This window comes from Levilactobacillus enshiensis, assembly GCF_007115095.1.
GTDB lineage: Bacteria > Bacillota > Bacilli > Lactobacillales > Lactobacillaceae > Levilactobacillus > Levilactobacillus enshiensis.
The window spans coordinates 1-22,974 of record NZ_SULH01000008.1; the positions used below are offsets into that span (position 1 = coordinate 1).

General features: G+C 44.7%; 21 protein-coding genes and 1 pseudogene. 3 read left to right on the forward strand and 19 right to left on the reverse strand.

The window, feature by feature from the left end; all coding sequences use genetic code 11:
- Positions 1–144 precede the first annotated feature (144 nt).
- From FAY32_RS09010 to FAY32_RS09035, 6 genes are all read right to left on the reverse strand, one after another.
- Positions 145–387: a hypothetical protein gene (locus tag FAY32_RS09010; RefSeq protein ID WP_143463113.1), complete on the reverse strand. Its 243-nt coding sequence runs from the start codon at positions 385–387 to the stop codon at positions 145–147.
- Between the two features lie 192 nt (positions 388–579).
- On the reverse strand, positions 580–1,872 hold the full coding sequence (locus tag FAY32_RS09015) for a metallophosphoesterase (RefSeq protein WP_143463114.1): 1,293 nt from the start codon (positions 1,870–1,872) through the stop codon (positions 580–582).
- A 2-nt stretch (positions 1,873–1,874) separates the two neighbouring features.
- Positions 1,875–2,291, reverse strand: a complete 417-nt coding sequence (locus FAY32_RS09020; protein ID WP_143463115.1) for a hypothetical protein — start codon at positions 2,289–2,291, stop codon at positions 1,875–1,877.
- A 144-nt stretch (positions 2,292–2,435) separates the two neighbouring features.
- The gene (locus tag FAY32_RS09025; RefSeq protein ID WP_158727572.1) at positions 2,436–3,236 is read right to left on the reverse strand and encodes a metallophosphoesterase; all 801 of its coding nucleotides are present in this window, start codon (positions 3,234–3,236) and stop codon (positions 2,436–2,438) included.
- A 51-nt stretch (positions 3,237–3,287) separates the two neighbouring features.
- A complete protein-coding gene (locus FAY32_RS09030) occupies positions 3,288–4,094 on the reverse strand; it encodes a metallophosphoesterase (RefSeq protein WP_143463117.1) in 807 nt (268 codons plus the stop codon).
- A gap of 256 nt (positions 4,095–4,350) precedes the next feature.
- Positions 4,351–5,160: a metallophosphoesterase gene (locus tag FAY32_RS09035; RefSeq protein WP_143463118.1), complete on the reverse strand. Its 810-nt coding sequence runs from the start codon at positions 5,158–5,160 to the stop codon at positions 4,351–4,353.
- A 139-nt stretch (positions 5,161–5,299) separates the two neighbouring features.
- Between FAY32_RS09035 and FAY32_RS09040 the strand changes: the two genes are divergently transcribed.
- Positions 5,300–5,770, forward strand: coding sequence for a hypothetical protein (locus FAY32_RS09040; protein ID WP_143463119.1), 471 nt, complete (start codon positions 5,300–5,302; stop codon positions 5,768–5,770).
- A 615-nt stretch (positions 5,771–6,385) separates the two neighbouring features.
- Here the strand turns inward: FAY32_RS09040 and FAY32_RS09045 are convergent.
- On the reverse strand, positions 6,386–7,039 hold the full coding sequence (locus FAY32_RS09045; protein ID WP_143463120.1) for a hypothetical protein: 654 nt from the start codon (positions 7,037–7,039) through the stop codon (positions 6,386–6,388).
- Between the two features lie 98 nt (positions 7,040–7,137).
- On the opposite strand from FAY32_RS09045, the gene FAY32_RS09050 reads away from it, so the two are divergent.
- A complete protein-coding gene (locus FAY32_RS09050; RefSeq protein WP_143463121.1) occupies positions 7,138–8,010 on the forward strand; it encodes a hypothetical protein in 873 nt (290 codons plus the stop codon).
- Positions 8,011–8,172: 162 nt separating this feature from the next.
- On the opposite strand, the gene FAY32_RS09055 is transcribed toward FAY32_RS09050, so the two are convergent.
- Both FAY32_RS09055 and FAY32_RS09060 read right to left on the reverse strand, forming a co-directional pair.
- Complete coding sequence (locus tag FAY32_RS09055) at positions 8,173–8,802, reverse strand: endonuclease/exonuclease/phosphatase family protein (protein WP_143463122.1); 630 nt, start codon at positions 8,800–8,802, stop codon at positions 8,173–8,175.
- A 78-nt stretch (positions 8,803–8,880) separates the two neighbouring features.
- Entirely contained in the window at positions 8,881–9,651 is a 771-nt protein-coding gene (locus FAY32_RS09060; RefSeq protein ID WP_143463123.1) for a hypothetical protein, read from the reverse strand.
- Between the two features lie 236 nt (positions 9,652–9,887).
- Here FAY32_RS09060 and FAY32_RS14905 point away from each other — a divergent pair.
- A pseudogene (locus FAY32_RS14905) lies at positions 9,888–11,339 on the forward strand (transposase); the annotation flags it as partial.
- A gap of 41 nt (positions 11,340–11,380) precedes the next feature.
- Here the strand turns inward: FAY32_RS14905 and FAY32_RS14630 are convergent.
- The 10 genes from FAY32_RS14630 to dnaK all read right to left on the reverse strand — a co-directional run bounded on the left by FAY32_RS14630 (position 11,381) and on the right by dnaK (position 22,963).
- Positions 11,381–11,518 carry a hypothetical protein gene (locus FAY32_RS14630; protein ID WP_158727573.1) on the reverse strand — a complete coding sequence of 46 codons (138 nt, stop codon included), beginning with the start codon at positions 11,516–11,518 and terminating at the stop codon, positions 11,381–11,383.
- Positions 11,519–12,313: 795 nt separating this feature from the next.
- Positions 12,314–12,829 (reverse strand): hypothetical protein, encoded by a 516-nt coding sequence (locus FAY32_RS09075; RefSeq protein WP_143463125.1) that lies wholly within the window; start codon positions 12,827–12,829, stop codon positions 12,314–12,316.
- A gap of 165 nt (positions 12,830–12,994) precedes the next feature.
- Complete coding sequence (lepA, locus tag FAY32_RS09080; RefSeq protein ID WP_143463126.1) at positions 12,995–14,827, reverse strand: translation elongation factor 4; 1,833 nt, start codon at positions 14,825–14,827, stop codon at positions 12,995–12,997.
- Positions 14,828–15,010: 183 nt separating this feature from the next.
- Positions 15,011–16,300: a D-alanyl-lipoteichoic acid biosynthesis protein DltD gene (gene dltD / locus FAY32_RS09085; protein WP_143463127.1), complete on the reverse strand. Its 1,290-nt coding sequence runs from the start codon at positions 16,298–16,300 to the stop codon at positions 15,011–15,013.
- 3 nt (positions 16,301–16,303) lie between these two features.
- Positions 16,304–16,537 (reverse strand): D-alanine--poly(phosphoribitol) ligase subunit DltC, encoded by a 234-nt coding sequence (gene dltC, locus FAY32_RS09090; protein WP_143463128.1) that lies wholly within the window; start codon positions 16,535–16,537, stop codon positions 16,304–16,306.
- 35 nt (positions 16,538–16,572) lie between these two features.
- Positions 16,573–17,781, reverse strand: a complete 1,209-nt coding sequence (dltB, locus tag FAY32_RS09095) for a D-alanyl-lipoteichoic acid biosynthesis protein DltB (protein WP_143463129.1) — start codon at positions 17,779–17,781, stop codon at positions 16,573–16,575.
- Positions 17,781–19,307, reverse strand: a complete 1,527-nt coding sequence (dltA, locus tag FAY32_RS09100) for a D-alanine--poly(phosphoribitol) ligase subunit DltA (protein ID WP_143463130.1) — start codon at positions 19,305–19,307, stop codon at positions 17,781–17,783. Before dltA ends, dltB begins: the two co-directional genes overlap by 1 nt.
- 54 nt (positions 19,308–19,361) lie before the next feature.
- Complete coding sequence (locus tag FAY32_RS09105; RefSeq protein WP_125685746.1) at positions 19,362–19,511, reverse strand: teichoic acid D-Ala incorporation-associated protein DltX; 150 nt, start codon at positions 19,509–19,511, stop codon at positions 19,362–19,364.
- A gap of 304 nt (positions 19,512–19,815) precedes the next feature.
- Positions 19,816–20,964: a molecular chaperone DnaJ gene (gene dnaJ, locus FAY32_RS09110; protein WP_143463131.1), complete on the reverse strand. Its 1,149-nt coding sequence runs from the start codon at positions 20,962–20,964 to the stop codon at positions 19,816–19,818.
- A gap of 124 nt (positions 20,965–21,088) precedes the next feature.
- Entirely contained in the window at positions 21,089–22,963 is a 1,875-nt protein-coding gene (dnaK, locus tag FAY32_RS09115) for a molecular chaperone DnaK (protein WP_143463132.1), read from the reverse strand.
- Positions 22,964–22,974: the final 11 nt, after the last annotated feature.

The window sequence follows — 22,974 nt, forward strand, 5'->3', positions numbered from 1 at the left end:
AAGCGGCTTTACCGCGGTAGAATACCGTGGCAAAGCCGCTTAGACAGGACTCGAAAAATTATATTATTTTACCTGTCAACTTGACAGGGACTAGTACACTGAAAAAGCTGACTTTTGAGTTATGTTCCTGACCTTTTGCTTGGTCTACAGGCGGACGCCAAAGTCGATGAGGTCTAGCTGCTCCAACTTCTCTAGTCGAAATTGAACATCCTCCACTGTCAGATCAAGACTCCCCATTGGAATAACGGACCCATTTTCCTTAGACCATTCGCATAACCGTTCCAGCAAATCCAAATCAACATCGTCAAGCTGGTCAGCAACCTCGTTGACGTGATTAACAAATGCCGCCGGCCCCCCATGGAACGCAAAAATTAATCCTTTAGTCATTGATACTCCCCCTTAGTAGTCACAGGTACCCTACTGATGAGGATAGCTTACCATTTACTATGAGGACCATGCACAGGATAACTCTTGTCTGGATAGTGCAATTGACGAACTAACAAAGTTCTTGTTGCTGCGTTTCCAATTTACATTCAGCTTCTAGCCTTATCATTTACTCAATAGGCAATCAACTGGGGTTTAAAAAACACCGGTAATAACTCGCTTCTGCTCGCCATTCCGCTGGTCAATATGCAACGCAAATCGCCTATCCTCTGCTGTCAAAACGAGATAGCGAAAAGAACTGCCATCCGCATCGGTCAAATTAAAGCTCATCCCTTGATTAGTTACCACATCGCGATCAAATCGATTCCGATGACCGTGAACTGAAATAATGTCCCGAACCGCTTTGGCGTCTGCCCAAACCTTATCGATATCTCGTGAGTAGACAGACTTTCCCGCAACGCTTAGGCCATGGATAAAAACATCTGCGGGCGCAAGGGCAATGCTTTCGGTCAACGTTTTGGGTTTCAACCAGCTCATCACTTGCGTCGGCTCTAACCCAGCATGACTGAATAGAAACTTGCGGCCAGCGAATTTAAGCGCTAGGTATGTGCCCAATCCATTAATAAATTGATGAATTTCGTCTTGGCTGACGTGGGCGCGTTCCAGTTGGGGCAAGGTCACCTGCCCAAAATCCTTAGTAGCGGACCGACTCAGCCGGTGTTCTAGGTACCAGGTCAGCAGGCGATGTTCATGATTGCCGAGAAGATGTAGTCCCGTATTGTATGCCTGCAACGTTCTAATGACCCCCGCTGAATCACGACCACGATCAATGGCATCGCCGAGAAACACAACTTCAGTTTGTGAGGATGCTAGTTTTGACAAACGTGATTGCAAATTGTCGGCGTCACCGTGCACATCGCTAAAAACCACTAACCGCTTTGTCGTCGCACTTACTTTTCTAAATTGTAGCGGTTGTTGCAAGTCTTGCAGAAACTTATCCAGACCGATGACGGTTCCCATGGTCGACCAATCTACCGCCGTATACCGTGCTAAGTAGCGCGACCAACGCTGCCGAACCCCATCGTCATAGCCCATAGCAATCGCATCAGCCGGCTTGATCGGCAAGTCCATCGCATTCACGAATACCACCTTATACCCCCAGGCATCAGCTAGTAAACGACGAAACAAGTGGAGCCGGCTCTTGGATAGCAGATTCACGGCTAAAATAACCGTCTCAGCGGAATCGAATCGTTTTCGCAAGAGTTCAGCTAGAATCCGGTCAACCAATGGCACAATGCTCGGATTAACAGAAGTTGTCAGCTGCCCTTCCTCGTTCAGCAGCAGTTGCGGATTGCCAACCGCCAGTCGCAGACGCTGTTCAGAAATCACCTGTTTTTCCAGCCCGTGAGCCCGCAACCAGGATTCTGCCCCTGGTAAGCCTAAATAAGCGTAGATGATTTTTCCGTTTGTCGATTTCTCGTCGCCCATAGTTAACTCCCTTCATCAAGTTCTGCATACCGTCTTTTGATGGCTGTCAAAAATTCGAGTTCCTGTTTAGAATAATCGCTTTCGAAGCCTTCCACATCAAATCCCTTGGGATCATGCGCTAGAAATCCCAATACCTCACTAAACGACTGCGCTTCCCCCGGCCAGTTGTGTTGACGCGAATTTTCATCCCAGAAGCGAAAGAATAACCCACTCTTCGTGAATGTGCCCATGACCCAGTCAATGTCGCCAATCTCAGGACCATCCATCACTCGAAAACTCATGCGTTCCAGGAAGTGCCATCCTAGTGTTCTACGCATCTCTTTTTCTAGTTTTGTTTTACGATTTTTTCGGCGCCAACGCTGTTGGTATGGCGTATCGACGACCCATAGCTCCTTTTTAGGTAAATAGGTTGGTCGCATAACCCCCTCATACTTACGTTCAAAACGTCGATTCTTAAAACTTTGATAGACTAATCGTATTGATTTAAAAATAGTTGTGCCCTCCATTTGCTAACTGGATCTATTGATTGACCTAATTTTACCAGTGAATCCTGAACACAGAGCTTACTTCAGACGATACGCTTCCCAACCGTTTTCTGACCTTTTAAAGGCGGTGTAGTGCCCCGTCTCAGTATCATACTTCAATATTGGCACAATACCACTCGTATCCGTATGACCATCAACAAAAAAGTGACTATCCCCATCCCAATACACCGCGCCCAAATAGGTGCTATCATTCGCAACCTCTTCAGAATGAATATGACCACTGACAATATCCTTAAAAAACGATCCCTTCGTTGCAGGAAATTTCTCTGTGAACGTAGAATTTAACGTGCCCTGCTTCCAAAAGTGTCCAGTCTCTTCATCAATGCCAGCATGAACAAAAATTTGATTTTCGAGCTCATAGTATCGTTGAGCAGTCATCTTTTGTTTTAGCCAGCTTAATACCTTTTCAGCTCTGCCATTTTGCAGGAGCTTCTCACGAAGCAAGTCGTCTAAAACCCTAGGCGTATGCTCAGTTAGCTGAAGCGCCTGAGCCATTCTCTGTAACTCAACTTCATTAAAAAAACTCGTCACGGTTTTAAAGTCCACAATGGTTGCTTGACGCCCTTCTGCATCGTCTTTAGGAAACAGCCAATTACATAACCATTCATCATGATTCCCCAGTAAGGTAACAATCTGACCAGGGTTGTTTCGCTCAAGAGTCATGATTTCGCTTAAAACTTGAAATGAGTTGGGCCCGCCGTCCACATAATCGCCGACAAAAATCAACTGGTCGGTGGTCTTCAAGTGTACGCCTGCCAGTGCTTGCTTCATAGCCGGATAACACCCGTGAATATCGCTCATTGCGTAGATTACTGACATCGTATTAATTCCTTTCCAGGACATCGTCTGAGCACAATCGGCAGTTTCAACTTAATCTTCGACCTTATCAATCAGCATACCCGTATCACTATCGAATATGCCAATGTTCCCCAGTACTTGTGGGTCACCACCACCTGCGCCACCATCCATTAAATAGCGGGGAAATTCCCCGGGATAACGAATGGCATAAATGGAATTGTCAGTCGACTTTATTTTGTCATCCGGAACGTCACTTCCCAGCGAACCAGCGTATTTTCCAGCTATCCAACCATTGGCTGTATGTCCCGTAATAATGCTAGTTGCCAGTGGATTCCGGCCAAATATGTGTCTTGGTGAGCCCGCATACCAGTAGTCATCTCGTGCCCACAACCGATCATCATCGGATGAGTCACGAATCGGATTCTCTAAAGCCAGATTCAATCCAGCATGGACAAAGCACAGCTTGCCTACCGTGTAAGTCAGTGGCAGTGCTCGCATCCAATCGAGTAACTCATGCTTACGATCCAAGACTAACTGGCGGTCCTGGGTGATACCATTGCTTGCGCCTAAAGATGTCGCAACTGATTGTAGTGTGTTGTCACCACCAAACTGCAGCCAATCGCGCCGTTGTGCATCGTCAAAAAAATCTACGGCCGCTTGTTCATGATTCCCCATTAACACAACGGTCCGTGATGGCTCGGCCAACTGCATCGCGCGAATGTCTTCAATTAAGTCGAACCCCTGATTCACGCCAAAGCAATCAATGTAGTCACCAATCAGGACGGTCACGGCTTCTGGAAACTGTGCCTGTACCCGCCGCAAACGCGTCAGTGTCCCCAACTGGCCGTGCAAATCTCCCAGTGCAATAACAATTCCCATATCCGCTCTCTCCTCTACTCACTTCAGAACCTAGGTCTTCACAATCATTCTGCAATGCCACTTAAAAAACGACAACTTGCATGTCCATTTTCACCAATCGCTAGTAAGCCCGTCACCTCACCCGGACGCTTGGCAATCAGTTCAGAAAACTAACAGCGTGTTAAACACTACGTCTCCAGCGTTAGCTGTCTCTGATGGCGCAATCGGCTTAATCCCCAAGCCAGCCTCACTTGCTATTGCCCATTTGTCGCTAAATCTATCTATTGTCATCCTCTATCGCTTCGATCAATCGTCCGGTATCCGCATCAAAGACACCAATATTACCCGTATTAATGGTTGGACCAGAATGATTTCCTCCATCAATAAAGAAACGCGCATATTCGCCTTCGTACTGAACGGTCAAAATCCCCCGCGGACTCACGCTCCGATTTCGCAGAGTTTCTGCAGCTGCCTGACCATCATAAACGCCCGTTATCAGACTAGTTGGGGTATGGCCAGTAATAATTGCTTTTTGTAAAGGATTGTGTGCATAGTGGGGATAGATGGCTGTATACCAGTATGGTTCACGGAGCCAAAGCTTCTCGCGTTCCGGGGTATCCTTTATGGGATTAGCCAGGGTGAGGTCAAGTCCTGCGTGAACAAAGACTAGTTTGCCAATCTGCAGCGTTGTTGGTAACTTTCCCATCCAAGTAATCAGGGGTGCATAGTCTCTTTTTACCATCCCAATGGCTTCTTCTAAACTACCTGGCGCCTGAGTAGCACCCAACACAGCTTCAGCAATCACGTCATCACCACCTGCCTCCAGCCAGTAGCTATTTTTCCCTGTCAGGCTTTCGTAAGCATCTTCGTCGTGATTCCCCTTGAGAGCAAATACGTGTTCTGGATCTTTTTGCTGCCACTGCATGATTTCTTGTGCAACACTAAACCCTGTATGGTGATGGAAGGAATCTTGGTAATCACCATCGAAGACGATGGGGGCATCTTTAAAGCGATGGCGGATTTTCTTAACCTTTGGTAGGACTAGCATCTGCCCGTGTAGATCACTGACGGCAATTACGGGTTTCATGATCGTTAAACCTCCTACAATAAGTGTCTTATCAAATTTGTTTGGTTCTTTAATTCATTTCAGCGTGAACGATTCGCCATTTGGTAGTATTGACCAAACAATAACCTACCCTTAAAATTAAAGTTTATGGAGGTGCCCTATGGAAACACACAACGACAAGTTCAGAAGGTTAGGTGAAAAAAGGCTCAGTCGCATATTCCAAACGATGAATCTCATTGCTAATCTTTCCGACTCACAATATCGTTACACGCCAGACGATATTGACGAGCTCTTTATGACCTACCAAAAACTAGGTGAGGCAGCCCGAGCTTACTTTCAAGGCCCTACTCGCTATAATGAAATGCCTAGTAGCTTTGCTTTTGATAACACCTCAACCCTTCCACCGGAATTTCAGACGGCTCATAATCGTTTCCGTCGTCTGGCTGAGAAGCGGATGAGTCGCGTGCTACACGATCTACGTTTACTGACCAATCTTTCTGATCGATCTAACTACACCTTTTCTCCCGAAGAAGTTGACCAGATGTTCACAGCTTACAGCATGAAGGGCCTGACCATCGCCGCACTTTTTTCGCCCCGAACAACTGAATTTCACTTTTTGCCCAAGCACTAAGCTCTGGGCTTTTTTAGATTCAACTTTCTTAGATTAGTCCGACTGATGTATACGCTGTGGTATCTAACTATCGCACTGAAGATTATTCCTCTGGACAATCATAATTATACCACTTGTTTGCAGTATATTTCATTAAATTTCAAATATATATTGAATTAATACTTTCTTTTTGAAAAATCACACGATTCTTAGCCATGAATTCTTATTAAAAAGGGCGCTACCCGACTGAGATTTTCAATCGGATAACGCCCTAACCACTTTCAGACATCTGATCAATCGCCTGCATCCGTTTAGAATCCGACCAGGTTCCACGCTCGCCTTAATTCTCTGCACAACACACCCCAATGACATCACGGCTACAAGCTTGGCCTCAAAAACAAGTCGTGATCTTTTTAGTTTGCCTCTATCTACGCGGCGGATTGTAAGGGATGTAGCGCCATGAAATACCAAAAGAAAAAGAGCTTCCAAGAACGCCATGCAGATTGATGACTATCCTACTAGTCAACCAACATCATTCAAGGCATTACTATCGAAACTCTTGTTCCACGCAAGTAATTAAAATAAGGCGCGAATGACCGTTACTTTAGTTGGCTATAAACGTAGAGTGCCCACCGCTCATTTTAAGTTGAGCTTTTGACGGCCATCGTAGATCCCAGTAACCAATTTATCGGCTTTTGGTCCTTCATATGCTACGGTCGCAAATGACAACTCAATTTTTCCAACCTTGGTCACGCGTTTTCTTGAATACAATAACATCTCAAAGTGACTCTTTTGATGCGGCTTCAAGTAAGAGGAAGCCGAATTAGGGCCGGCCGTAATTGCGTTCTGATAAGTCACGTTGACCAACATATGGTTACTCTTACTATTTTTGGCGGAGAATATAAAATTGGACTTCATTGTGTTTTCAAATCCAACAAGGTTGTAATTGGAAATACCATCCATACTATTCCTCCCAAATCTGTAAAAGCCAGCGTCACTATTATTGTAGGCCGTCCCGGTGACTTTGGCCCAAGTCGCGTATTTTGCATTCTGGTTTGAAACCTGATAGATATACAAATTATTCAGTCTTATTTTATAATTTGAATTCTTAAAGCGAAATGTTTTTTTAAGTGGATAGGCTTTTTTACTAGCATAATTTTTATGAACTTTTTTAGCGCCATAGTTTTCATAAAAATTAAAAACCTTTTTCTTTGCTTGAGCCTGTGTTGTCATCCCTAATGTTCCCATCGCGACCACCATTGCTAGTAGTAAATGCCTTAATTTCATCATATCTAACACCCTTCTTTATACTAAATTATACCGTCTTCGCTAACCATGTTCAAAGCATGATGTTTCATGGTAAACTCAAATAAGAGGAGTTGGCTATTATGAAATTAAACAGTAAGCTTAGTATTGTTTTAGGGATAACGTTTGGCATAGCATTGTGTCTGGAATCTTCCCAATCAGCTCAAGCTGCCACAACGTATACGGTCGTTTCGGAAAAATGGCCCATTGCACGACCAGCGTATCGGGCAAAGTATCCTAGTAAAAAGGTTGCGCTTTGGAATAAAAAGCACACTAAACGATATGGCTATTTGAATGATCGTCCCAATACAACGTTCTCACGTAGTTCGATTACGGTCCTGCAACATAACAATAAAAAAAGCACTTATTATTACGTCAGTGCTGGTGGTACCAAAAGCCATCCTAAGGAAACACTCGGTTATGTTTGGAACGGGTATTTGACCAAAGGATTAGCAATGGATCTTCTCAAAAGTCGTTATGTTCCATTAGAATCATTCTCAAACAATAAGGACTACGCAAGCTACGTTAACCACTCAAAATCACAAAAGATTACTCAGGCTTTAGTCAACGCATTACCAAATATGCGGTTAAGCCTAGATTTAACTAACATTGCAGCTTATAAATTCGGAGAAAATATGTCTGACGAAAATCTATCTCGTCCCGGCATTAAATCTAGCTCTCTAAAGACGAAAAACTACACGCATATCATGTACTTCCCTAAGGTTACTGCCTATTTAAAGCGAAGTAATACCGTCGCAACCGCTACCCGGCTCAAGCAAGTTAAGCGGATCCTAGCAAAAGACTACGGATTAACTACTGCCAAACTAAACAGTCTAAAGAATTACCAAATTGGGCTAAACATTGCTGAAAATACCACCGGTAATAAGACCACTGATAACGGTCCTCAAGCCATTAAATTCTATGCTTTTGCTATTGCGCAACGAGTAAACCAGTAACGACAATATCGCTTACGAAACTGGCTTTGTGAAATCTAATTTGGTTTAAATTTTAAATGCCTAACTAAAAAGCGCCACATATCAGGTTAAACACCCACCCGATATGTGGCGCTATTGAGACGCCCAATAATCCCCAATTAATTACTACTGGTGTATACCAGCCTACAATTCTACCCCAATAATTGCATGGTCTGAGAAAAGATTCTCTCCTTTCACCATACAGGAGTCATCGATGAACACATGCTGATAAGCTCGCCCCTTCCTAATAAATACGTAGTCTAACTGCGTACCAAACATGGATGTTGATCCTTCTGGCAAGGCACTCCTAAAATTAGGTAGCCGAACGCTCGTTGCCTGTTCTGGGTTGAAATCACCAATGATCACACTAGTACTAGTGTCTCCTTCTCCAAACTCAACAACCTGTCTAAAGAAGTCTTCATAGGTTGGATTACTGGGCTGTGGGAAATGCACCCCAAGAACTGTTAGACTATCAAGCTTCAGGCTCATCCACTTTGCTGATTTGGAAACGATTCCAGTTCCATCCTTGGCTCCTTCAAGACGATTATGACGATTCACTGACTTTCTCACAGCAACAACAACAGCAGCATACCAGCAACGATTAAAGCCTTGGGGGTAGTAAAATACATAGTCGTTTAATAGTGCACAGGATATGAGGCTAAAGATTACCGGATCCTCTTCGGTAAAATAAATAATATCTGGGCGTATTGATTTTATCGTATTTATAATTCGAACGGTTCTTAGTTCACTCGAGATATCATTTTCTCGTAACATGGGATGACTTCTCGCTAATGGTGGAATGTTAATAGAAACTATCTTCATTATTTTACTTAGCTCTCCTTATTAATTATCTCAAAGAAAGGGATGATTGGCCTCTTTCTCAGCCCAATACCACCGAGCCAAGTAAATCAGCTTACGAACTTCAACAGGATCCTGCAATAGCGGTTTACCGGCATCCTCTGCTTGTTGAAATCGTTCTCCAAACTCATAAATGGCATCCAGTAACCAAGGATCTTCTAAAAATAAAATTTGACGACAATAATCGCCAATTCCACTAAGTTGATTCCTGAAGCTTTTTGATTCAAAGGCATTATCCAAGTAAGATTTAAACATTTTCTGCTCATGATGTGTAAATCCTTCAAATATACGCGGTGAATTTTCCGTATAATAGTGGTTCAATTCCACTAAGAATACGGGCAACCATCGTGACTTAGGCAATCTTCTACCATCAAAAATTGGCATTAAGCTAAAATTCAGATAGCTAGAAGTTCGTCTAACACAATCTGTCCAAAGATCATTTAATTTTTGTGCTGATTCTGGTTCACTTGGTTGATCAAAAACAGCGATTGGTATTTCATCGAACTTGAAGTCTAAACTTCCCGTTACCGCAGCTTCATCTCCAAATAACTGACGGCTCTTTGAACCCTGTTTGAATAAGAATGCAACTCCTTTATTAAAGCGAATACTTCCATCGCTAAACCAAACATCATCTGAGAACTTCCACTGAACATGGCTATATGTAATCCATAAAAATTCCATTGCAGCCAGTGATGACTCCACATCCGGATGCTTATTATTTTCTTTTCTTTCAAAGTTAGTATCTCTAGTAATATCTCGTCGCATAAAATCAGTGATTAGTAACGCACTCCTTCTCTTTGCTTATTCCCCAAATACACGAATTTCTTTCAAACCACTTAGCTAGTGTATAATATATCAACGAGATTTACAACAGATTTTTATGACCATTTTAGAAAAAGGTGTCCAGATTAATGCTATTAGCTTTTTTCTTTGTGACATTTATTATTGATGGAGAAATCCATCAATAATATTTTTTGCATTAAAAGGTGACATACCACCATCTAGCTTATACCTATGAAATCTTCAGTAGTCGTAAAATCAAGAAACTTGCTCGTGAAAATACACCCGCTGGTTGGCTAACTGCCGACCCGGTTCCTTCATATCGAACTATTTGTCGTTTTTGTATTTCGGATAAATTAGCTAACCTGACACATCAAAGTTTAAAAAAATTAACATCGTTTTTGAAAGATACCGGCGTAATTGACGACGGCACATTTACTGATGGGACTAAAATTCTAGCCGATGCCAATAAGTATAGTTTCATGTGGCGGAAGAACACCATCCGTTTTGACAAAATGAATCGGGACCAACTGGTTTCGATTTTGGGCGAACTCCACGAAGCAAAGCTCATCAGTGAAGTCCCCGCTGGATTTGATCCTATGAAGAGTATGTTGGACGCCGTCATTGGAAAAGTTGAGGATAAGTTGGTTACCTTAGACGAAGAAGTTCAGGCAATTAGGAAAATCTCACCCAACCCAGCCAAGAAACAGCGACGGCTTCTTAAATCACAGTGCCGAAAACTAGACCAACGACGGGACAAGATGATTGAACATCAGCAACAGCAAGCAACCTACGGTCAACGAAACAGTTACTCTAAGACTGATTATGATGCCATTTGCATGAGGGTTAATGAAGATCCAATGCAAACTAGCCTACAATCTTCAAATCGTAACGAGTAATCAATTTATTACCGGATACAATCTGTTCCAAAAACCAACCGGTACACGAACCTTTCCACTATTTTTAGCAAGGTTGAAATCGCAAAATGTGCCTAGTAAAGTCATTGTGGCCGATGTAGGTTACGGTTCGGAAAGTAACTACCACTATTGCAAAGATGAAATCAACAAACACGTCGTCTTGGTGCCTTATGAGACAATTCGGGAAAGGTAATGAACTGGAATTATTACGATAAAAGTGACTATTTTGTGGATTCGAAGGGCGTTCGATTAACTTCAAAACCTATCGAAAAAGCACTGATAAATATGGTCTTACACGTAAATTAAAAGAATATGAAGTCGAAAAATATGATGAAAACCATGAAGAAATCCCAGCCGCCCTAACACCAAAGAAAAATCTTCGTCGAATTAGAGTGAATTAATCCTGTGAATACTTTAAATCCAAGGAGCGCACACAGCTTTCAAAACCAGAAAATAAGGCTATCTACGGGCTTCGAAAGATTGAAGTAAAGCCAATTTTTGGCAAAATGAAAGCTTATTTGCGTTTTAATCGCTACTCAGTCCGTGGTCTAGAGAAGGTTAAAAAGAAAGTGGAATTCTCGTTCTGGCCTTGAACATTCTCAAGTTAGTCTCCACCAGGAGAATTGTGGCTTAAAAATCAAGAGCATGGAATAAGGCACGAAACTGAAGTTCAGTTTCGTGCCTTATCTTTATCCTACAGAGGCCAGTTATGTCACAGGCCTCTCAAAATTCTCTCACCAACAACGAATATCTTAAGACATTTCTACTTTGTCAAGCTTGAAAGCCTCTGAAAACTATTACTCGTATGGATGATCAACTCCCTTATCATCAGTCCAAAAATCGCCGTGCCCGATGGCCCAAAGGTACGCAAATTCTTCCCTTGTGATTTGGGCTTCCTTCTCGTCTTCTTCTTGATCCTCTTGATCCTCGTACATGATTCCACCTCCTTCTAACCTTAATAAGTGTAACATGATTTTAAAAAACGGTCAAGAGAATCTGAAATTCTCACTTTTTGTGTCCATATAAATCATTTTAACTTTTTATCACTACAGTATTTTATCATGTGACGTATTTGGCCTCTTTAGGATAAAGACAAGGCACGAAATAGAACTTTGGTTTCGTGCCTTATTTCCACGGTCTTGATTTTTAAGCCACATTTTCCTGATGGAAACCAACTTGAAAGTTTTCAAGGCCAGGATGAGAATTCCACTTTCTTTTTGGACCTTCTCTAGACCATGGGCTGAGTAGCGATTAAAATGCAAATAAGCTTTCATTTTGTCAGAAAAGAGCTTCAATTCGTAAGTGAATTAAACCTCTCACCAATAACGGACATATTAAGACATTTCTACTTTGTCAAGCTTGAAAGCTTCTGAAAGCTATTACTCGTATGAATGATCAACTCCCTTATCATCAGCCTAAAAATCGTCGTGCCCGATGGCCCAAAGATACGCAAATTCTTCCCGAGTGTCTCTTCCATCTAAATCATCCTCTTAATCCTCGTACATGATTCTACTCTCCTTACAACTTACAATATTCACACAGTAATGTGTACTGATAAGTTTATTACATCTTTTTGAAGCTTTAATGCCCGTCTCCACGTCTTTTCATGCCCATAAATTTCGACAGTGTTTGATTTTTTATTTATTTGGCTTCCAAATTATACTCAAAAAATAACTGTTGCCAGTAATCAAGTAATTTGATTACCAACAAACAGTTATCTTAGGATATTCCTATTTTTTCAAAGCTAAGATCTCATGCTTTAATTCTTTAAAAAGACTCTCAAAAGTATCTTTGTTTGTTGGAGCAATCAGCTCTGCCAGTCTGGACTCACAATCGCTTAGGATGCTACCAATATCTCTCGATTCAGAATCAAGTAAAGTTGAATCATTTTGAACTAACATGGCACCTTTAAAAATAAACTTTAGAGTTACTCCTAAAGTAATGCTTCTAGTCCCCGCAAATTGAGGCAAGTAATACTTATAATTTTGTATAGTTTCTTGCATTTGTGGACTCAATTGAACTCGAATCCGTAAATCTTTTTCTGTTATTTCCTTTAACGTTTTTATACTGGCTGAAGTGTTATTTATCACTTTATCCCATCGACTTAAGTTAGATATATCATCCAAAGCTTTAGAAATTATCATTGCCTGTGTCATAGGCTTTCCATATGCTTGCTCATAAACATCTCTTAATGCTTGGAAGATTTGTGCTGTTTCTTTAGATATTCTTACCCGAAGATATTCCATCTCTACCCCTTACCTTCTTTATATGTCAACGCTGAAAATTCTGTTTTTATTTTACACATACTCAATACAATTATTACACACTCATTTATCAGTTTAATATTATCTTTTATCAATAAAAAGCAGTCTCCATTAGGCAAAATCATACCCAATATGGACTGCTGTTTATTACTCAGTTTCATCCTCATCAGTCTTCAAAACTGCCATGAACGCTTCCTGCGGGATATCGACCTTGCCGACAGCCTTCATGCGCTTCTTACCAACCTTCTGTTTCTCCAGCAACTTCATCCGCCGGGTACGGTCACCACCATAAAGTTTGGCAGTCACATCTTTCCGGTAGGCCTTGATGGTCGTCCGGGCAATGATTTTTGCCCCAATGGCCGCTTGCACTGGAATTTCGAAGTTTTGGCGTGGAATGATCTTCTTCAAGCGGGACGCAATTTCACGACCCCGAGCTGCGGCGAATGTCCGGTGGGCAATGAAGCTCAGCGCATCGACCTTGTCGCCATTCAGCAACAGATCGATTTTAACCAAGTCGGCTGCCTGATAACCATTCATTTCGTAGTCCAATGACGCGTACCCCCGCGTGCTGGACTTCAGCTTATCAAAGAAGTCAAAGATGATTTCTGACAACGGCATGTTGTAGATGATGTTCACCCGGTAGTCGTCCAAGTACTCCATCGTCAGGAATTGGCCCCGACGATGTTGGCAGAGCTCCATGACGGCCCCCACGTAATCGTTAGGCGCCATAATCGTTGCCTTGACCACCGGTTCCTCGATTCGTTTGATGGCGGAAGCCTCTGGCATTTCTGCTGGGTTTTCAACTTCCTTCATCCCGCCGTCCGTCAAGTATGCGTGGTACGTTACGGATGGGGCCGTGGTAATCAAGTCTAAATCGAATTCCCGTTCAAGCCGTTCCTGAATAACGTCCATGTGCAGCATCCCTAAGAACCCACACCGGAACCCAAATCCTAAGGCTTGTGAAGCTTCTGGCTCAAACTCCAACGCAGCATCGTTTAGCTTCAACTTTTCCAAAGCCTCACGCAAGTCATTCAACTTAGCGTTGTCAGTTGGGTACAGCCCGGCATACACCATGGGACTCATCTCCCGGTAACCTGGCAAGGCCTTTTCGGCTGGATCAGCGGCGTTGGTAACCGTGTCCCCAACCCGGGTGTCGGTAATATCCTTAATGCTGGCCGTGATATAACCCACGTCACCCGCAATCAGGTTATCCCTAGAGATTGGCTTTGGCGAGTTAACGCCGACCTCGGTCACCTCATATTCGCTTCCGCTGTTCATTAGACGAATCTTATCGCCCGGTTGAACCGTCCCTTCAAAGAGCCGCACGCTCAGCACAACTCCCCGGTAATCGTCATAGACCGAGTCAAAGACCAAGGCCTTCAAGGGCGCGTCCAAAGCACCAGTTGGCGCCGGCACCTTATGGACGATCTGTTCCAGAAGTTCTGGAATCCCAATCCCCTTTTTGGCGCTGGCCAGTACGGCATCGGAGGCATCCAAACCGATCACATCTTCGATTTCTTGCTTAACCTTTTCTGGATCAGCGGCTGGCAAATCAATTTTATTTACGACGGGCACGATTTCCAGGTTGTCGTCCAACGCCAAGTACACGTTGGCTAACGTCTGCGCCTCGACCCCTTGGGCAGCATCAACGACCAAGATGGCCCCTTCACACGCTGCCAGACTCCGTGAGACCTCATAGGAGAAGTCTACGTGTCCTGGGGTGTCGATCAAATGAAACTCATAGTCATGGCCATCCTTAGCGTGATAAGTCAATTCCACCGCGTTCAGCTTGATGGTAATTCCCCGTTCACGCTCAAGGTCCATGTTATCCAACACTTGATCTTGCATATCGCGCTTGGAGATGGTATCCGTTAGCTCCAAGATGCGGTCCGCTAACGTTGATTTCCCGTGGTCAATATGTGCCACAATGGAAAAGTTGCGAATGTATTTTTGATGGTTTTTTAATTTCTCAAGATCCATGTTGATTTCCTACTTTCTTAAACGCCATGTCTGGACAATTATACCAAACCAGCCGCCCTAAATACAAACTTGACGTTAGCCGGCTGACTGCAAGTCACTTCAGCAGTGTAACGTTGACCAAATCTCAAGGCTAATAAAACGGGTTCCCACCATCATTGGCAGAAACCCGTTTTCTTCACACATTTACTTCGTGTTATTTTCATACTGTTTCAATTGAGACGGTGCCAAGTTTTGCCACTTCGTTGAATAGAACTTATCACTAATCGAATAGGATGGTTGTGGCTGTTGCTTGGTCAAGAACGGGTCAACCCGCTTGTCGACTGCCAGCCAACCACGCCAGCCCAAGTGAATCGTGTCGGTCATAAAGTACGGCACGTTCCCCTTGTCGCTCAGGTCAACGATGTTGTTGAACCCTTGCGATTGTAATTGATAGTGAATCTTCTGGTCAAATTGCTTCAACATTGACGCGGACAACCCTGTGTACTTCTGCCACTTAGCATTGATTGGCGGAATAATAAACATGACGTTCGTGTTCAAGCGGGCAAATTGATCCAGGCAAAGTTGAAAGTCTGCGAATTCCGGCGACTCGGTATAAGACAAGTTCTTCTGGAAGCCCTTCAACTTTCCCTTCTTCAGTTCCTGTTTCAACCCGTGATTATAAAACTTATCACTGATTCGGAATGGGTTGTTTCCCGTTTCTGCTTTCCCAATCTGACCACCAAGTTCATCCAGTGCCGAGTAAGAATAATGAGTGGGTAACTTCTTGGCTTGCTGGTTGACTCGGTTCAAGTTTTGCGATGGTAGGTCAATACCTGAGAAGAATTGATCCTCGTGGGTCAACATATTCTTGCGTGTTTGCAAGTAAAAACGTTGATACTTAGTCAAATTCTTCCCCGCTGCAACCTGTTGCAAGGCCTGGTAGATAAAGTGATCCGAGTTGGCTACTGGCATCTGTAACAGCCGTTTTGCCGCGTACTGATCAATGGCATCGTGCCGGAAATGGGTCAACCACTCAGTCGTTTGCAGTTGTGAGTAGTAATACCCAAAGGCATCCTTACGCGTCCCATCTTTAACAAACCATTGCGGTGAAATCACAAAGACAGCCTTCTTGTTGCGCAATTCACTCTGAATATTTTGCATAACAAAGTATTGAGTCAGGGATTGTGATCCCCGCGCACCAAGTAGAAACGGTCGGTAACTTCGATTGTACTTCTGAGCTAAGACGGACGGATGCAACGGGTCAAACCGTGACCATTCTGATGACCCAAAGAATGGGACATATTTGCCCTTTAACGCTGCGTCCTTAATGTACTTGCCCTTCATCACATTCGGAGAAAGTGAGACGGCCGCTTGGCGTTCCCGATTCGCACTGACCTTACTAAGGCCCAACTTGACGGGCATTGCCAACACCGCAAAAACCAGAATTGCCGCGAGTATTAACGGACCAAAGATCCGTAGAAGTCGCTTTGCCATTGGCTAGGCCAGGCTTTCCACTTTCGCAATGATCTTGTTGGGCGTGTCCCACTCTGACCGCTCAAATTCAGAAACTGGCACGGTAACGTCCAGTTCACTTTGTAATTGCAATAAGAGTTGTACGGACCCCATGGAGTCGAGTAACCCGCTATCAAACAGGTTGTCGTCCATTGCGCCACTAACATCGTTCCCCGTTAAATCGTTCAAAATTTCCAATACAGTTTCTTTGATATCCATGATAATTTCCCCCTCGATGAAATTAATAACCTAAGTTAGTTGAACCACAATTTGTTGAGTAATCCCGAAAAGATCAGGAAGCTAAAGCAGACCAGGTTGGCGGTCAAGAAGATCGCGAAAATCTGGGTGAAACCGTTATGTGGAATGCTCTTACGATGTTTCTTCTTGTAGCGCAACCACATATCGTTGACCATTAATGCTACCCCGTGGAACAGGCCGTAAGCGATATAGTACCACGTCACCCCGTGCCAGAACCCCATGACTAACATGTTAATAATGTAGGTCACGTTAGCGGTCGTGGTCGGCTTCTTAAAGATCTTATGCTTCATGAACCAGAAGACCAGTCGCATGTAGATAAAGTCACGGAACCAGAAGGACAAGGTAATGTGCCACCGATTCCAGAAGTCCTTGATGTTCGGTGACCGCCAGGGTTGATTGAAGTTCATCGGTGTGGCAATCCCCATAATATAGGATGTCCCGACCGCAAACAACGAATACCCCGCAAAGTCAAAGAACAAGTCGGCACTGTACGCATACATGTACCCGACCACTGGCCAGGACAGGTCCAAGAACCCGCCGCGCGAGTGCATCGCCATCAGTTGAAGCTTCGGCATCAGCATCGTTCCAAAGTAGTACGCCAGAACGAATTTGTACAGAAACCCAACAAAAATATAGCGAATACCCTTTTGTAACATTCCCAAATATTGTTCACGACTTGGCACGGACCGGTAATCTTTTTCAAACCGCCGGTAACGGTCAATCGGTCCTGAAGAAATCGTTGGGAAGAAGAGCATAAATTGCAGGAACGTCATCAGATTGTAGTTCTTTAACGTGCCATCCCGCGTCTCCATAATGGTCTGAACCGCCCGGAACGTCAGGTAACTGATTCCCAGGAAGCCGATCAGTGACGACTGCCCATTTTCGACGGCCGGTGTCACCTTGACAATGGTTAGCGGTGCAATGGCCAGAATGACCATTAGATAGAAGAACGGTCCTGAATTTTTATGCCTCCGGTAAACGGCATACCCCCAGGTCAATCCCACCTCGTACAAAATGTAGATGATCAAGGCCACCCCTTGGGTCCATTTCGAACCCCCAAAGGTTAAGACCAAGAAGAAGATTGAAATCAACGTTTCGTACAAGCGTGACCGTTTGCCGTACAGGAGACCAATCATCAGTGGCAATAATGCCACGCCCAACAAGGCGAAATACGTTGGGTTGCCGTAAGGTTCAAACGTCAACATTACTGATTGACCTCGGCAATAATGGATTTAATATCAACCTTGCCGTTGGGAGTCATCGGTAGGCTTTCTTTGTAGACGAAACGTTGTGGAATCATGTATTCCATCATGTCACCGCCCTGTAAATTTTCCTTAATCGCCTTAGTTAAAGCTAATTCACTATCAAAGTTATGGTCGGCCGGAACGACCCAGGCAATCAATTGACTGACCTTATGGTTCCGGTCATACCGTGGTACTGCAACCCCCACTTGAATATGATCTTCTTGTGACAGGTAATGGTTGACCTCTTCCAGTTCGATTCGGTAACCATGTAACTTAATCTGAAAATCTGTTCGTCCACGATACATAATCAACCCATTATCCAATTGGACACCTAAGTCTCCTGCCCGGTAAACGGTCCGCCCGTTTAGTGGCACAAAGGCCTTAACTGTCTTCTCTGGATTGTTTAGGTACCCCTTGGACATCGATGGTCCACAGATCAGCAACTCGCCTTCAGTTCCCGCAGGCACTGGGTTAAGTTGGTCATCGACCACCATGATCTCCGTATCATCCTTAGCATACCCGATTGGTAAGCGCGGATAATCGGCTAAAATTTGTGCCGTAATTTCAACCTGCGTCACGGCAACCGTCGTTTCCGTTGGCCCATACGTGTTGAAAATCCGTGCTGCTGGGAACCGCTTGTGTAAGTTCTGTGCCGTGGCGTGCGTTAATTCTTCACCACAGAACAGAAAGCGGCTTAAGTTTGGATAATGAGCCGCGTCAAATGACGGTTCCATTAAGCAAATATCCACGAAGGATGGCGTGGATACCCACACGTTTAAGTTCATCGTTGGTAAAGTCTCAAATAATTGCTTGAAGTTATCGGTAACGACCTTCGGTAATGCCACCAGTGTGCCACCAGCGGCTAATGTCGGCCCCCAGTCCATCACGGATAAGTCAAACGAATAGGGTGCCTGTGAGAGCGTCCGTGGAGCTGCTGGTAAATCAAAGTCATCACTCAGCATCCAATTGACGTAGCTCAACAGATTAGCATGTGAAATTTGAACCCCTTTAGGCTTACCCGTCGTGCCCGACGTAAAGATGATGTAGTAGTTCTCATCATCGGTTACGCCATGGTCGACCTGATAGTCAACGGTCTGATCAAAAATCTCAGCTAACGCACTCGGTGTGATCACCGGTGTTGCTCCTAAAGTTGTTGGCAACTCGCTCACAGCGATTGCTGCAGCCGGTTGGGCAATTTCATTGATTGTCGTCACTCGTTCCAGCGGCGAATGCGTGTCAATTGGTGCATAGGCATGGCCACTTTTAACGACCCCTAAGAAGGTCGCCATCATATCGAACGTCTGGCCACCAAACACCATAATGGGTGCCTCACGAGGCAAAGCTAAACCGTCCAGGTGGGCTGCCAAAGCGTCAGAGCGTTGTTTTAATTCACCGTAAGTGTTCGTGTGTCCTAAATCATCATAAGCAATCCGTTGCGGATCACGTACAGCGATTTCGTCGATCGCCGTGATCATATTTCTAATCATTATCTATCCCCCCCAAAGACTCCTCGATTACATGGTTAGTTGTTGACCCCTCAACTAGAACTCGTTGTAAATAAATGTCGAGTTGTTTAACCCACTGTAACCGTATAAATAAACTAAAGCCATCAAAATCACAAAGTAGAATGCGGTCCAACCAATGAACGCTACCACTGGCTGATGCCAAAAAGCCAGCCACTTTGCTCTCATGAAATTCACCCCCAAAATTTGCCAGCTCATTCGTCCCCCGAAGCTGACTACCGATCGATCCTCAAGTCCGGAATCCATTTTTCCGACGAATGATTCGGCCCTGAAGAGGAGATTTGTGGCCCCTGCCACACTCCCTATATTCTGAGGTTATCATTGCTACCAAGGGATTGCAAACAACACTACTCAACCTTAATGTTTTCTTTTATTTTCAAAAAACTGAGTTTACTTGTGGGACACAAAAAAGGCCACTGAAAATCTTCAGCAGCCTTGATAGATTAGTCATTATCGCACTTTCGTTTGTTGACTAATTTTCGTTGAATTTATCGCGCATTTTGTTAAATAAGTTACCTTTGCCACTCCCTGTGACATTTTCGCCACTAGCCTTCGCAAAGTCACGTAAAGCATCCCGTTGCCCTTTGTTCAGGTTCTTAGGGGTAACGACCTTGACCGTCACGTGTTCATCCCCGTTGCCATTACCACGCAAACGAGGCGCTCCCTTACCGTGCAGACGGAAGGTCGTCCCACCTTGCGTTCCAGCTGGCACCTTGAGCTTGACATCACCATGAACCGTCTTGACCGTCACGTCGTCACCCAACGTCGCTTGAACGAACGAAATCTCCTGATTAAAGTAGATTTCTGTGCCGTCTCGCCGGAAGTCCTTGCTTGGTTCTACTTGGAAGATAATGAAGAGGTCCCCATAGCTCCCACCGTTTTGACCGGCTTCACCTTGACCCTGTAACCGCATTTGTTGACCGTCATCGACCCCTGCAGGGATGGTAACTTCAACTTCATGCCGTTCTTCTTCATGACCAGAACCGCCACAAGTGGGGCACTTTTCCTTGATTTCTTTACCAGTTCCGTGACAAACCGGGCAAGGTTGTTGACTCTGCATCCGGCCCAACGGTGTGTTGGTTACCGTTGTCACATAGCCAGATCCATTACACCGAGAACACGTCACGGGTGAGGTTCCTGGCTTGGCACCGTTACCACCACAGGTATGACACTGGGCTTCCCGGTTGTACTTGATCTTCGTCTTCTTCCCAAAGATGGCTTCTTCAAACTTCAAGTCCATCTGGTACTGAAGGTCCCGACCAGGCCGTGGCGCGTTAGGATTCCGCTGGCCACCGCCGCCACCAAAGAATTGGTTGAAAATATCATCGAAACCACCGCCACCAAAGCCACCGCTGAAGCCGCCTTGTTGACCGCCACCGAAACCACCAAAGCCGCCTTGAGCGCCATCGGCTGATCCATATTGGTCATAGTTAGCCCGTTTTTGTTCGTCACCTAAAACATCATAGGCATCCTGAACCTCTTTGAACTTTTCAGCCGCGTCTGGGGCTTTGTTCAAATCTGGATGATACTTCTTTGACAAATGCCGATAGGCTTTCTTGATTTCTGCTTGGCTGGCATCCTTTGCAACGCCTAATACGCCATATAAATCCGATTGCGCCATCTTTTTCCTCCCAATCCATTCCGAAATTTTTCGCTACTAGTAAGAATAGCATACTCGAAACAAAAAGCCAAAGCCCCACGGACTCTGACTTCTTGTCTGAACTCTCTTAAGCCAATGGAACGGATTACTTCTTATCGTCGTCGTTAACTTCGTGGAAGTCACCGTCAACGGTGTCGCCATCCTTACCATCGCTCTTAGCGTCGCCGCTAGCTTGACCAGCAGCACCCGCATCAGCACCACCCTGAGCACCTTGTGCTTGTTGGGCTTGTTGATACAGCTTGACGGAGAGGTCTTGGATGATCTTCGTCAAATCGTCCTTCTTAGTCTTCATGTCATCAAGGTTGTTGGCTTCTTGGGCCTTCTTTAAGGCATCACGAGCATCTTCAGCCTTCTTGATTTCATCATCAGAAACCTTATCCTTAACGTCTTTCAACGTCTTGTCCGTCTGGAAGAGTAATTGGTCGACTTCGTTCTTAGTGTCGACTTCTTCCTTACGCTTCTTGTCGGCAGCTTCGTTTTCCTTAGCTTCCTTCATCATCTTTTCGATTTCGTCGTCGGAAAGGCCATCGGAACTCTTGATCGTAATCTTTTGTTCCTTGTTCGTGCCCATATCCTTAGCGGAAACGTTAACGATCCCGTTCTTATCGATATCGAAAGTAACTTGGATTTGAGGAACACCACGAGGGGCAGCAGGAATGTCAGTCAGCTGGAAGTTACCCAACGTCTTGTTGTCAGCAGCCATTGGCCGTTCACCTTGTAAGACATGGATATCAACGGCTGGTTGGTTATCAGCGGCCGTTGAGAAGACTTGTGACTTGCTGGTTGGAATCGTCGTGTTTCTGTCGATCAGCTTCGTGAAGACACCACCCATGGTTTCAATCCCCAAGGATAATGGCGTCACATCAAGCAAAACAACATCCTTCACGTCACCGGTGATGACCCCACCTTGAACGGCGGCACCTAAGGCAACGGCTTCGTCAGGGTTGATAGAGTGGTTAGATTCCTTACCTGTCCACTTTTCAACGGCTTCTTGAACGGCTGGAATCCGCGTGGAACCACCGTTTAAGATAACAACGTCAATGTCGCTAGCCTGTAAGTCAGCATCCTTCAACGCATTTTCAACAGGGATCCGCGTCTTTTCAACTAAGTCAGCGGTCAATTCGTTGAACTTAGCCCGGCTCAAGCTCTTTTCCAAATGCAAAGGACCGTTAGCACCAGCTGAGATAAATGGCAAACTGATTTGTGCTTCAGTCACACCAGAAAGGTCCTTCTTGGCCTTTTCAGCAGCATCCTTCAACCGTTGCGTTGCCATCTTGTCCTTGGATAAGTCGACACCGTTTTCTTCCTTGAAGCCGGCAATTAACCAATCCATGATCTTTTGGTCAAAGTCGTCCCCACCTAAATGGGTATCCCCGTTCGTAGACAGAACGTCAAAGACACCATCACCTAAGTCCAGGACAGACACATCAAATGTCCCACCACCAAGGTCGTAAACCATGACTTTTTCATCTTTGTCTTGCTTGTCCAAGCCATAAGCTAAGGCAGCGGCCGTTGGTTCGTTGATGATCCGTTCAACGTTCAACCCAGCGATTTTACCGGCATCTTTGGTGGCTTGCCGTTGGGCATCGTTGAAGTAAGCTGGCACCGTGATAACGGCCTTGTCAACCGTGTCACCAATGTAGTCTTCAGCGAAGGCCTTCAAGTGTTGTAAGATCATCGCAGAAACTTGTTCTGGGGAGTAATCCTTACCATCAACAGTAACTTTGTAGCCGGATTCACCCATGTGACTCTTGATCGATGAAATCGTGTTTGGGTTGGTGATTGCTTGCCGCTTGGCAACTTCCCCAACCTGCGTTTCACCATCTTTGAATGCAACAACGGATGGCGTCGTCCGAGCGCCTTCCTTGTTCGCGATAATCTTCGGGGTACTACCTTCAAGAACGGCAACGGCTGAGTTAGTCGTCCCTAAGTCAATCCCAATAATCTTGTTACTTGCCATCAAAAATTCCC

Coding starts and splice junctions, on each gene's coding strand:
- FAY32_RS09010 (WP_143463113.1), bottom strand. CDS start 387: ATGACTAAAGGATTAATTTTTGCGTTCCATGGGGGGCCGGCGGCATTT.
- FAY32_RS09015 (WP_143463114.1), bottom strand. CDS start 1,872: ATGGGCGACGAGAAATCGACAAACGGAAAAATCATCTACGCTTATTTA.
- FAY32_RS09020 (WP_143463115.1), bottom strand. CDS start 2,291: ATGCGACCAACCTATTTACCTAAAAAGGAGCTATGGGTCGTCGATACG.
- FAY32_RS09025 (WP_158727572.1), bottom strand. CDS start 3,236: ATGTCAGTAATCTACGCAATGAGCGATATTCACGGGTGTTATCCGGCT.
- FAY32_RS09030 (WP_143463117.1), bottom strand. CDS start 4,094: ATGGGAATTGTTATTGCACTGGGAGATTTGCACGGCCAGTTGGGGACA.
- FAY32_RS09035 (WP_143463118.1), bottom strand. CDS start 5,160: ATGAAACCCGTAATTGCCGTCAGTGATCTACACGGGCAGATGCTAGTC.
- FAY32_RS09040 (WP_143463119.1), top strand. CDS start 5,300: ATGGAAACACACAACGACAAGTTCAGAAGGTTAGGTGAAAAAAGGCTC.
- FAY32_RS09045 (WP_143463120.1), bottom strand. CDS start 7,039: ATGATGAAATTAAGGCATTTACTACTAGCAATGGTGGTCGCGATGGGA.
- FAY32_RS09050 (WP_143463121.1), top strand. CDS start 7,138: ATGAAATTAAACAGTAAGCTTAGTATTGTTTTAGGGATAACGTTTGGC.
- FAY32_RS09055 (WP_143463122.1), bottom strand. CDS start 8,802: ATGTTACGAGAAAATGATATCTCGAGTGAACTAAGAACCGTTCGAATT.
- FAY32_RS09060 (WP_143463123.1), bottom strand. CDS start 9,651: ATGCGACGAGATATTACTAGAGATACTAACTTTGAAAGAAAAGAAAAT.
- FAY32_RS14630 (WP_158727573.1), bottom strand. CDS start 11,518: ATGTACGAGGATCAAGAGGATCAAGAAGAAGACGAGAAGGAAGCCCAA.
- FAY32_RS09075 (WP_143463125.1), bottom strand. CDS start 12,829: ATGGAATATCTTCGGGTAAGAATATCTAAAGAAACAGCACAAATCTTC.
- lepA (WP_143463126.1), bottom strand. CDS start 14,827: ATGGATCTTGAGAAATTAAAAAACCATCAAAAATACATTCGCAACTTT.
- dltD (WP_143463127.1), bottom strand. CDS start 16,300: ATGGCAAAGCGACTTCTACGGATCTTTGGTCCGTTAATACTCGCGGCA.
- dltC (WP_143463128.1), bottom strand. CDS start 16,537: ATGGATATCAAAGAAACTGTATTGGAAATTTTGAACGATTTAACGGGG.
- dltB (WP_143463129.1), bottom strand. CDS start 17,781: ATGTTGACGTTTGAACCTTACGGCAACCCAACGTATTTCGCCTTGTTG.
- dltA (WP_143463130.1), bottom strand. CDS start 19,307: ATGATTAGAAATATGATCACGGCGATCGACGAAATCGCTGTACGTGAT.
- FAY32_RS09105 (WP_125685746.1), bottom strand. CDS start 19,511: ATGAGAGCAAAGTGGCTGGCTTTTTGGCATCAGCCAGTGGTAGCGTTC.
- dnaJ (WP_143463131.1), bottom strand. CDS start 20,964: ATGGCGCAATCGGATTTATATGGCGTATTAGGCGTTGCAAAGGATGCC.
- dnaK (WP_143463132.1), bottom strand. CDS start 22,963: ATGGCAAGTAACAAGATTATTGGGATTGACTTAGGGACGACTAACTCA.